This window comes from Myxococcus stipitatus DSM 14675, assembly GCF_000331735.1.
GTDB classification, from domain to species: Bacteria; Myxococcota; Myxococcia; order Myxococcales; family Myxococcaceae; genus Myxococcus; species Myxococcus stipitatus.
Map to the genome: position 1 here is coordinate 5,087,764 of NC_020126.1, position 9,737 is coordinate 5,097,500.

Below are 9,737 nucleotides of genomic sequence, written 5' to 3' on the forward strand. Positions count from 1 at the left end.
CGGAGCGGAAGAGAGGGGAGTCACAGGCGCAGGAGTTGGAACGCGAGGGAGACAGCGAAGTCAATCAACAGACAGCCCAGGCTCGCGGTCACCACGCCTTCGGTGGTCGCCGCGCCGACGGCCTCCGCGCCCCCGCGGGCTCTCAAGCCCGCCACCGCCGCCGCGAGAGGAATGTAGAGGCCACAGGCTCCAGCTTTCAGCCCCGCCGCCAGCAAGTCCCAGCCGTCCACATAGCGAGGGTCCATGAAGGCCCGTCCATCCACGCCGAACGCGAGCCCCGCGACCGCCACCGCGGACAGCGTCGCCGCCACGGTTCCGAGCGTACACAGGAGCGGAACGCCCAGCAGTCCAGCGACGACGCGTGGTGCCACGAGGTCCGAGTACGGGTCTCCCGCGGACATCTCGAGCGCCTCCACCTGTTCATTCACGCTCATGGTGGAGAGCTCGGCGGCGTGCCCCGCGCCGGCGCGGGAGGCGGTGAGCAGCGCGGAGACGACGGGGCCGAGCTCTCGAATCAGCAGCTCGAAGTAGGCGGGGCCGAGGACCGCGACATTGCCCACGAACCGGCGCGCCTGGCTGTTGGCGATGGTGACGAGCACCGCGCCGAAGAACGCCATGCCCGACATCACGAGCCACACGCTGCGCCCGCCGAGCTCATGGAGTTGAACCATGCACTCGCGCCAGGAGATGCCCTCGCGAGCCCCTGCGCGAGTCGTGCGCGCGAAGAGGACGACGGGGGCGCCGAAGAACGAGAGCACCCGGTTCATGCCATCCACCCCGCGAGCACGAGGGTGAGGACGAAGTCGAGGACGAAGATGGCGGCGCAGCTTTGAACCACGGCGCTCGCCGCCGCGCGTCCGACGGCTTGAGCGCCGCCTCGTGCGGAGAGTCCCACCGCCGTGGAAACCAGCGAGATGGCGAGTCCGAAGATGCCGGTCTTCACCACGCCCCCCGCGATGTCGAGGGGGCTCAGCATGTGCGCGAACGTTCCGAAGAAGGTCCGCAGGGGAAGGTCGAGGGTGAGGAGGGCGGCCACGGCCTCGAAGAGGATGGCGACCATGAACGTGAACGTGCTCATCGCGAGCATGCTCAGCTCCATGGCGACCACGCGAGGCGCCACGAGGATGGCGAAGGGGTCCAGCCCGATTCCGCGCAGGCCCTCGATCTGCCCGCCGACCTGCATGGTGGCGAGCTCCGCGGCGTTCCGGGCGCCGATGCGAGCGGACATGATGAGGCCGAGCAGCAGCGGTCCGAACTCCCACAGTACGCCATAGCCCGAGGCCCACCCGAGGAAGGCCCGTGCGCCGAAGCGCTGGATGTAGAGGCCCGATTGCAGCACGACGATGACACCCGCGAGCGCCGCCGTGGCCATGGCGAGGGGGAGCGAATCGAAGCCGAACTGCACCAGTGCGCGGGTCAGCTCACGCCGCTCCAATCGAGGGAGCCCCAGGAGGGTGCGAGCCGCGACCAGGGCCAGTGCGCCGATGCCGCGGACCGCGTCGAGTCCCAGACCGCCGACGCCTCGCAACGCGTTGAGCTCGGGGCTGCCGGTGCTCATGCGAGCACCTCATCGCGTTCCTCTTCCAGCGAGGGGGCGGGAGGGCCGTCATGGATGAGCTGTCCGCCGCGAAGGTAGAGCCAGCGGGGGAGGGGAAGGTCCAGCGGCGCCTCGGGGGCGGCGACGAGGAGTGTGCCGCCCTGGGAGACCTCCAGCAGCACCCGCGCCACTTGTCGCGCGGTTCCGGGGTCGAGGCCCGCGAAGGGGTCATCGGCGAGCAACACCGAGGGCTTCGCCGCGAGCGCTCGAGCGATGCCCGCGCGCTTCTTCATGCCTCCGGAGAGTCGTTCTGGAAGGGTGTCCGCGGCGCTCTCCAGGCCCACGGCGCGAAGCACCTCATCCGCGCGAGCCTCCGCCTCGGCGGTGGGGACGTGACGGCGAACGAGGGGGAACAGCACGTTCTGTCGCACGGTGAGGGAGTCGAACAGTGCGTCCGTCTGGAACACCATGCCGAAGGCGGCTTGTCGTGTGCGGCGATCCGCGGAGGAGAGACGCGCCGCGTCCTGCCCATCCCACGTGATGTGTCCGTGAGAGGGGGTGACGAGCCCCGCCAGGGACTTCAGCAGGGTCGTCTTTCCCGCGCCGGAGCGCCCGAGCAGGAGTGCCTGCGTTCCGGGCGGGAGTGCACAGCTCATGTCCGAGAGGACCGTCCGCGCACCATGCCTCACCGTCACGGCTGCCGCGCGTAGGTCCATGGAGTCGAGCTTAGCGGGTCACGGAGGCGTCCAGCGAAGAAGTGTGCCGCTATGGCCGGCGGCCCAGACGTCTCCGGGACCTGAGCCTCCCAGGGCATTGAGTGTCTGCGGCGCCGTGGTGAGGCTGGACCAGGTGGTGCCGTTGAAGAAGTGGATGTCATTCACTTCCGAGGTCACCGCGTAGATGGCCGTGCGCCCGAATGCAGTCATGGAGCGGAGGGTGGGCTGGCTTCCTCCAGGAAGCGTCAGCGCCGGCTTGCGAACCCACGTGTCACGAACCTTCTCGAGCAGCAAGCCATCTTCACCGGCCACATAGGTCAACCGAGGCGTCAGGACCCGGACCCCGTACAGGAAGCCGGTGGCATCAGGGACACCCAGCTCTTCTCTGACCCAGGCCGTGCTGCCGCTCGCGGGAGCGCGAAAGGCGATGGGCCGCTGCTGACCGCTCACTGTCTCTGCGCCCACGGCGATCATCGTCTCAGGGCTCACGCCATGGATGGCTCGAAGATTCGCCGACACTTGGGTGACAGAGGTCGGAGTCTCTTGATTCGCCGCCCCCGGGATGTACCGCCAGCGCAGGATCCTCCCTTGTGCGGTGGCCGCATACAGGATGATGTCTTGATTGGGCTGCTCGAAGCCGATCAGCCCGTAGATGCCTCCAATGAAGCCACTCGCCTGCTGAGTACAACCGGTTCCTTCACTGCCGGGAGCAACGGTTCCGAACTGGCCATTGCTGGAGCCCAGGAACACGCGCCCGTTGCTCGCAGCCCATGCCGATTTCCAATCGGCGCCACTGTCGCAATTCGTGACGGGGAAGAGCGTGGTGTTGTCGATGCGCACCACATTGTTATCACCGGCGATCCATCCACGCCCTTTGCCGTAGGTGGTGATCGCGTCGAATCGGTTGCTTCCAAGTCCAGGCGAAGGCGCCGGACTCCACGCGACCGCGGCACATCCCGCGAGCCCTTCGTCTACCTGTCGATCACAGTTGTTATCCAGGCGGTCGCAGGACTCGGTATTCACCATCCTCGATGCCAGAATCGTCCCCTCGTCGCAGTCAGTCTCCTCGCGAGTCGCACCGGCGACAGGCGGCGCGCAGGCGTCCCCGACCGGGTGCCCGGCGGTCCCATCTCCATCGTCGTCCACGAAGTAGGGCACGGGGACGTCCGAGCTGACGCACGCGGAGCCCGTGCTGCCCTGGCAAGCCTTGCGGCCCACGCAGAGCTGCTCCGTCTGGCAGGTGCCGCCTACGTCGAACGGATCATCATCCGCCACGTTGTTGCAGTTGTCATCCTTGCCGTCACAGAGGAGCTCCTTCTGTCCGGGGTGGATGGCCGCGTCCCTGTCATTGCAGTCTCCGCCGCGAAGCGCGGCACCCGGAGGTGCGCCACACGCGCGGGCAGAGGGGCTGGACGAATCGCCGTAGGAGTCTCCATCCGCATCCACCCAGTACTCGGTGTTGCCGGCGACGTCGCTCTCGCCCATGGCGCAGTTGTTGTCGGTGCCGTCGCAAGTCTCCTGGGCACCGGGGTTGACGTCATCCCGGGTGTCGTCGCAGTCCGTTCCCGGATGGGGCCCCTTGTTCGCGAAGTACCCGTCGAGGTCCAGGTCCTCCGCGCGCAGGTCCAGGTTGATGTCCCGGTTGTCCTTCTCGGGGAAGAGCACCTCTACGGACTGGAGCGCGATGACAGGTCCCTCACACGTGCGCTCGTGCGCGCGGGCCGTGACACGCAGGTTCGGACTCCAGCCCTTCTGCTCCAGGATGAGACCGGTGCGCGTGTCGCTCAGGCGCTCGGGATCCACAGTCACTGCGGTATCCCGCTTGTTCGATGCGTTCTGGGTGTCCTCCACGATGAGCGTCAGGCACTTCGGCTTGAACGTCGCGTAGGAGATGAAGACCCGGACGACGCCTTCGGTGGAATTGGTCTCCCTCTTGCAGCCCCAGAGGGGAGCTGTCAGCAGCAATACACTCACATGGAATAAACGCATCGCTCGTGCATTCCCTGGCGCTGCAGCGCCCGCTGTCGTGACGTTCCGACGAATAACCCAAGGACCCGAACACCCCCCATAGACCGCCGTGCTGGCCATCGTCCAGAAGCCCCGCTACCGGGTGACTCCTTTCGCTCGTCGGGCCCCAGCACGTGACACTGTGTCTCCCTCTGGCCCGAGCCTCACCTGACCCCGCACATGTTCACCGTCCGAAACGCCCTCGCCGTGCCCCTGTGTGCCTGGATGGCCTTGTCGCCGTCCGAGTCCCAGTCGGCACCGAGCGATGCACCCGTGGCCGCCACTGCCTCGCGCGACGCTGCGGATTCCGCAGCCGGGGCTGCGAATTCCGCACGGGGCGCTGCGGATTCCGCACCGGCCGAGACCTCGGCCACTCATGGTGCGACGATGTCGTTGGAGCGTGCGGTGTCGCTGGCGGCCGAGCGCAACGAGTCCGCGCTCGCGGCCCAGCAGCGAGCCCAGGCCGCCGAGGCCCGGGTGGCGCGTGCGCGCGCGTTCTTCTTCCCGGAGCTGTCCGCGACGGGCACGTACACGCGCCGCTCCAACCAGTCGACGCGTGAGGTCGGCGGTCAGCGCGTCGTGCTCCAGCGCTACAACGCCTTCGGCGCCAACATCGTCGCGCGCATGACGCTCTTCGACGCGCGTGGCTTCCCGCTCTATCGGGCGGCGCGGCTGGAGGGAGAAGCGGTGGGCCTGGAGGCCGTGGAGGCACGGCGTCAGGTGGGCTTCGAGGCCGCCAATGCCTTCCTCATCACCCTCCAGGAGCAGCAGGTCTTCCAGGCGGCGGAGCAGCGCCTTGCTTTCGCCCGGCAATCGCACGCGGACGCGGCGGCTCGGGCGAAGGGCGGCCTGGCCAGCACCAATGACGTGACGCGCGCGGAGGTCGAGGTGGCCACGGCGGAGGTGGCACTCATCAGCGCTCGCAACCTCGCGGAGACCAGCCGGTTGGAGCTGGGCTTTCTCCTGGTGGAGCCAGTGGAGGGAGGGCTCGCCGCGCCGCAGGGGTTGCTCGATGACGCGGCCCGTCCCTTGGACGCACACAATGCCCTCATTCCCGGGGCGGTGGAGCGCCGGCCGGACATCCTCGCGTCGCGGCTGCGCGTGGAGTCGCTCGAGGCCAATGCGCTCGAGCCGTTGGCCCGACTGCTACCGGCCCTCGGAGTGGCCGCCACGTACCGGCTCACCAACGAGAGTGGTCTGACGGGGCGCACGGGAGATGGCTTCCTGTCGGCGGACCTCACGTGGAACCTCTTCGATGGTGGCGAGCGTTACGCGGAGCGCCATGAGCGGGTGGCCCTCGCGCGAGCCGCTGCGCTGGAGCAGCAGGCGAGCACGCGCCGCGTGGACGTGGACATCCAGCGGGCCCGGGTGGCGTTGGAGAATGCCCAGGCGGCGCTGACGCAGAGTGAGCTGGCGACCCGTGCCGCGCGGCGGAACGCCGAAGAGCAAGGCATTCTCTATCGCCAGGGGTTGGCCACGGCGTTGACGGTGGCGGACGCCTCGTTGCAGCAGTTCGAGGCGGAGGTGGCCCTGGCGCGCAGCCGCTATGCGCTGGGCGTGGCCCTGCTGGGGCTGCGGGCGGCAGTCGGACTCGATCCTTTGGGGAAGGAACCGTGAAGGTGATGCGACGCGCAGGAACGCTGACGCTGGCCGTGGCGATGCTGGCCGTGGGGGCATGCAAGAAGGACGACGAGTCCCCGAAGGGCGCGGCACCCTCCGCTGGAGCGAAGGGGGGCGGCCGTCCAGGAGGGGGCCGAGGCCCTCTCCAGTTCCCCGTCGAGGTCGCCCCTGTCGAGGCGCGCGACGTCGAGTTCGTCGTGAACGCGGTGGGCTCCGTCGAGGCCTTCGAGCGGGTGCAGATCACCGCCCGCGTGCCCGGCGCGGTGGAGCGAGTGCTCTTCATGGAAGGGCAGCTGGTGAAGAAGGGTGACGTGCTCGCGGAGATCGAGCCCGCGCGCTACGCCATCGCCGTGCGCGCGGCCGAGGCCACGCTGGCCCGTTCGCGCGCCGCGCTCGTGGAAGCGAAGTCCGGCGCCGAGCGACGCTCCGCCGTCAACCAGGCGAGCCCGGGGCTCCTGCCCGCGGAGCAGCTCGAGACGTTCCAGACGCGAGCGCTCACGGCGGAGGCGGAGGTGGCCTCCTCGCGAGCGGCGTTGGACCAGGCCCAGCTCAACCAGCGGGACGCCTACGTGCGAGCGCCGATGGACGGCGTGCTCCAGACGCGCACGGTGCAGACGGGCCAGTACGTCCAGGCGGGCGTGGTGCTCGCGACGTTGCTGCGCAAGGACCCGTTGCTCTTGCGCTTCACCGTGCCAGAGGCGGATGTGGCGCGCATCAAGCCGGGGCTTCCCGCGCGCTTCTCGGTGCGCTCGGAGAGTGGTTTGTACACGGCGAAGATCACCCACGTGGCGGAGGCCGCCGACGAGGCCAGTCGCATGGTCCCCGTGACGGCCGAGGTGTCCGCCGAGGACGCGAAGCGGCTGCGGCCGGGTGCGTTCGCCTCGGTGGCGGTGCCGGTGGAGACCCGGGGGGGCAGTCCCGTGGTGCCGCAGACGGCGGTGCGCGCGAGCGAGCGTGGCTTCCTGGCGTTCGTGGTGGAGGGCGACAAGGCGCGTGAGCGGGTCCTCGAGTTGGGCATGCGCACGTCGGATGGGCGGGTGGAGGTCCGCGAGGGCCTCAAGCCGGGCGAGACGCTGGTGGTGCGCGGCGGCGAGGCCCTGCGCGACGGCGCCACGGTGCGCGTAGCCGAAGGGAAGAAGCCCGCGTTGACGGTGGAGCCGCGCGCGGAGGACGGCGCTGGCGGAGGAGGTGCGCGGCCATGAGCTTGACGGAAGCGTGCATCAAGAAGCCCGTCCTCGCGTGGATGATCATGGCCGCCACCATCGTCTTCGGACTGGTGGCGGCGGGGCGCATCGGCGTCAGCCAGTTCCCGGACGTCGACTACCCCACCATCAACATCAGCGTGTCGTGGGAGGGCGCGAACCCGGAAGCCGTCGAGAGCGACGTCATCGAGCCCATCGAGGAGGCGGTGACGCAGGTGGAAGGCGTCACCAGCATCATCTCCACCGCGCGTCAGGGCTCGGCGAACATCACGGTGGAGCTGGACCTGTCGCGCAACGTGGACGCGGCGCTGCAGGACGTCCAGGCGAAGGTGAGTCAGGCACAGCGCCAGCTCCCCGAGGACATCGATCCGCCCATCGTCACGAAGACGAACCCCGAGGACAATCCCATCATCCAGGTGGGCGTGTCGGGGCCGTTCTCGCAGCAGGTGGTGAGTGACTTCGCGCGCTACCGCGTGAAGGAGAAGCTCCAGACGGTGCCGGGCGTGGGCGAGGTGCAGATGGGCGGCTCGTTGGAGCGCAACATCCGCATCTGGGTGGACTCGAACAAGCTGGACGCGCTGGGCCTCACGGTGACGGACATCACCTCGGCGCTCCAGCGGGAGCACGTGGAACTGCCCGCGGGTCGCATCGAGACGGCGGGGCGTGAAGTCAACGTGCGCGTCTTGGGCGAGGCGCTGGACTTGGAGACGCTGCGCAAGATCGTCCTCCGCGAACAGGGCGGGCAGCCGGTGTACCTGCACGACGTGGCGCTGGTGGAGGACGGCTTCGAGGACGTGCGGCGCATGGCGCGTGTCAACGGGACACCCGCGCAGGGCCTGGGCATCAAGAAGCAGCGCGGCGCCAACGCGGTGGCCGTGGCGAAGGGGATTCGCGCGGAGCTCGCGCGCATCCAGAAGGAAGCGCCGGAGGGCATGGACGTGGCGGTGCGGTTCGACTCGACGCAGTTCATCGAGGAGAGCGTGCACGAAATCGAGTTCGAGCTGCTCCTGGCCTGCATCCTCACCGCCTTCGTGTGCTGGCTGTTCCTGGGCTCGCTGTCGAGCACGATGAACGTGGTGCTGGCCATTCCCATGTCGTTGCTGGGGACGGTGGCCGTCATCTACTTCCTGGGCTTCACGCTCAACACCTTCACGCTGTTGGGGCTGGCGTTGGCGGTGGGCATCGTGGTGGACGACGCCATCATGGTGCTGGAGAACATCTTCCGGCATGCGGAGGAGGGGAAGGACCGGGTGAGCGCCGCGCGAGAGGGCACGGCGGAGATCACCTTCGCCGCGCTGGCCGCGACGATGGCCGTCATCGCCATCTTCCTGCCCGTGGTGTTCATGAAGGGCATCATCGGCAAGTTCTTCCTCCAGTTCGGCGTCACGCTGTGCGTCGCCGTGCTGCTGTCCTACGTGGAGGCCATCACCCTGGCGCCGGCGCGCTGCGCGCAGCTCTTGAAGACCTCGCGTGAGGGCCGCAGCAAGGTCGGCGTGTGGGTGGACAAGGCGTTCACGAAGCTCGAGCACGTCTATGGCCGGGCACTGGGCTGGGCCCTGAAGCGCCCCTGGCGGGTGCTGGGGGGAGCGCTGCTCATCCTGGGTGCCAGCGTGTTCGCGTTCCGCGCGCTCCCGAGCGAGTTTGTTCCGTCGCAGGACCAGAGCCGGTTGATGGTCCGCATGCAGACGGCGGTGGGCAGCAGCATCGAGGAGACGAACCAGCTCATGCAGCGCGCGGAGGCCTTCGCCGCGTCTCGTCCCGAGGTGCTGAGCGTCTTCGCGCTGGTGGGGGCGGGTGGGGCGAACGGCGGCTTCATGATGTTGACGTTGAAGCCGCCCGACGAACGGATGCCGCAGGCGGAGTTCCAGCAGGTGCTGCGCAAGGAGCTCAACAGCTATCCTGGCTTGCGCGCGGTGGTGCAGGACCTGTCGCAGCAGGGCTTCTCGTCGCAGCGCGGGTTCCCGGTGGAGTTCAGCGTCCGAGGCTCGGACTGGGATGAGCTGGTGAAGTCGAGCCAGGAGATGCGCGAGAAGGTCCAGGCGAGCGGCAAGGTCGTGGACGTGGACACCGACTACCAGGTGGGCATGCCCGAGCTGCGCATCATGCCGGACCGCGCGCGCGCGGCGGACCTGGGTGTTCCGATGCAGGCGGTGGCGACGACCATCAACGCGCTGGTGGGCGGCGTGCGCGTCGGCAAGTACAGCACGGGAGGGCGCCGCATCGACGTGCGCCTTCGCTTGATGGCGGGGCAGCGCTCGCGTCCGGAGGACCTGGCGCTTCTGAAGGTTCGCACGGCCAGTGGCGCGCTGGTGCCGCTGTCGACGTTGGTGGAGCAGGAGGAGCGGCCCGCGCTGCAGGCAATCACCCGGCGAGACCGGGAGCGGGCCATCAGCATCTTCGCCAACGTGGCGCCGGGCTCGAATCAGGAGGACGCGCTGGCGATGGTGGAGCGCCTGGCGAAGGACCTGCCAGGAGGCGTGCGCGTGGTCCCCGGGGGCGCGAGTGTGGCGTTCAGGGACTCGATGAGCAGCTTGTTCTTCGCGCTCTTCCTGGGGATTGGTGTCGCGTACATGGTGCTGGGAGCGCAGTTCAACTCGTTCCTGCACCCCGTCACGGTGCTCACGATTCTGCCGTTGTCGGTGGCGGGGGCGGCGT

At 68.8% G+C, this 9,737-nt stretch carries 7 protein-coding genes (1 of these 7 running past the window's edge); 3 read left to right on the forward strand and 4 right to left on the reverse strand.

Going from position 1 to position 9,737, the window contains the following annotated elements; genetic code table 11:
• Positions 1 to 20: 20 nt before the first annotated feature.
• The 4 genes from MYSTI_RS19710 to MYSTI_RS19725 form a co-directional block, all read right to left on the reverse strand.
• Complete coding sequence (locus MYSTI_RS19710) at positions 21 to 767, reverse strand: MlaE family ABC transporter permease (protein ID WP_015349547.1); 747 nt, start codon at positions 765 to 767, stop codon at positions 21 to 23.
• Positions 764 to 1,558, reverse strand: coding sequence for an MlaE family ABC transporter permease (locus MYSTI_RS19715; protein ID WP_015349548.1), 795 nt, complete (start codon positions 1,556 to 1,558; stop codon positions 764 to 766). The genes MYSTI_RS19710 and MYSTI_RS19715 overlap by 4 nt, the downstream gene beginning before the upstream one ends.
• Entirely contained in the window at positions 1,555 to 2,193 is a 639-nt protein-coding gene (locus tag MYSTI_RS19720) for an ABC transporter ATP-binding protein (RefSeq protein WP_233278326.1), read from the reverse strand. The genes MYSTI_RS19715 and MYSTI_RS19720 overlap by 4 nt, the downstream gene beginning before the upstream one ends.
• Before the next feature lie 78 nt (positions 2,194 to 2,271).
• On the reverse strand, positions 2,272 to 4,242 hold the full coding sequence (locus MYSTI_RS19725) for a putative metal-binding motif-containing protein (protein WP_015349550.1): 1,971 nt from the start codon (positions 4,240 to 4,242) through the stop codon (positions 2,272 to 2,274).
• Positions 4,243 to 4,440: 198 nt separating this feature from the next.
• Here MYSTI_RS19725 and MYSTI_RS19730 point away from each other — a divergent pair, with 198 nt between their 5' ends.
• The 3 genes in view from MYSTI_RS19730 to MYSTI_RS19740 are tightly spaced (at most 5 nt apart) and all read left to right on the forward strand, a layout consistent with a single transcriptional unit that may run on beyond the window.
• Entirely contained in the window at positions 4,441 to 5,877 is a 1,437-nt protein-coding gene (locus tag MYSTI_RS19730) for a TolC family protein (RefSeq protein WP_015349551.1), read from the forward strand.
• A gap of 5 nt (positions 5,878 to 5,882) precedes the next feature.
• Entirely contained in the window at positions 5,883 to 7,082 is a 1,200-nt protein-coding gene (locus tag MYSTI_RS19735) for an efflux RND transporter periplasmic adaptor subunit (protein ID WP_015349552.1), read from the forward strand.
• Positions 7,079 to 9,737 carry the 5' portion of an efflux RND transporter permease subunit gene (locus MYSTI_RS19740; protein WP_015349553.1) on the forward strand. It continues 464 nt past the right edge of the window, so 2,659 of the gene's 3,123 nt are visible here — the first part of the coding sequence; the start codon lies at positions 7,079 to 7,081; its stop codon lies off the right edge, out of view. Before MYSTI_RS19735 ends, MYSTI_RS19740 begins: the two co-directional genes overlap by 4 nt.

Bases quoted from the DNA above. Each gene is read 5' to 3' on its own strand.
- MYSTI_RS19710 (WP_015349547.1), bottom strand. From the start codon at position 767: ATGAACCGGGTGCTCTCGTTCTTCGGCGCCCCCGTCGTCCTCTTCGCG.
- MYSTI_RS19715 (WP_015349548.1), bottom strand. From the start codon at position 1,558: ATGAGCACCGGCAGCCCCGAGCTCAACGCGTTGCGAGGCGTCGGCGGT.
- MYSTI_RS19720 (WP_233278326.1), bottom strand. From the start codon at position 2,193: ATGAGCTGTGCACTCCCGCCCGGAACGCAGGCACTCCTGCTCGGGCGC.
- MYSTI_RS19725 (WP_015349550.1), bottom strand. From the start codon at position 4,242: ATGCGTTTATTCCATGTGAGTGTATTGCTGCTGACAGCTCCCCTCTGG.
- MYSTI_RS19730 (WP_015349551.1), top strand. From the start codon at position 4,441: ATGTTCACCGTCCGAAACGCCCTCGCCGTGCCCCTGTGTGCCTGGATG.
- MYSTI_RS19735 (WP_015349552.1), top strand. From the start codon at position 5,883: ATGCGACGCGCAGGAACGCTGACGCTGGCCGTGGCGATGCTGGCCGTG.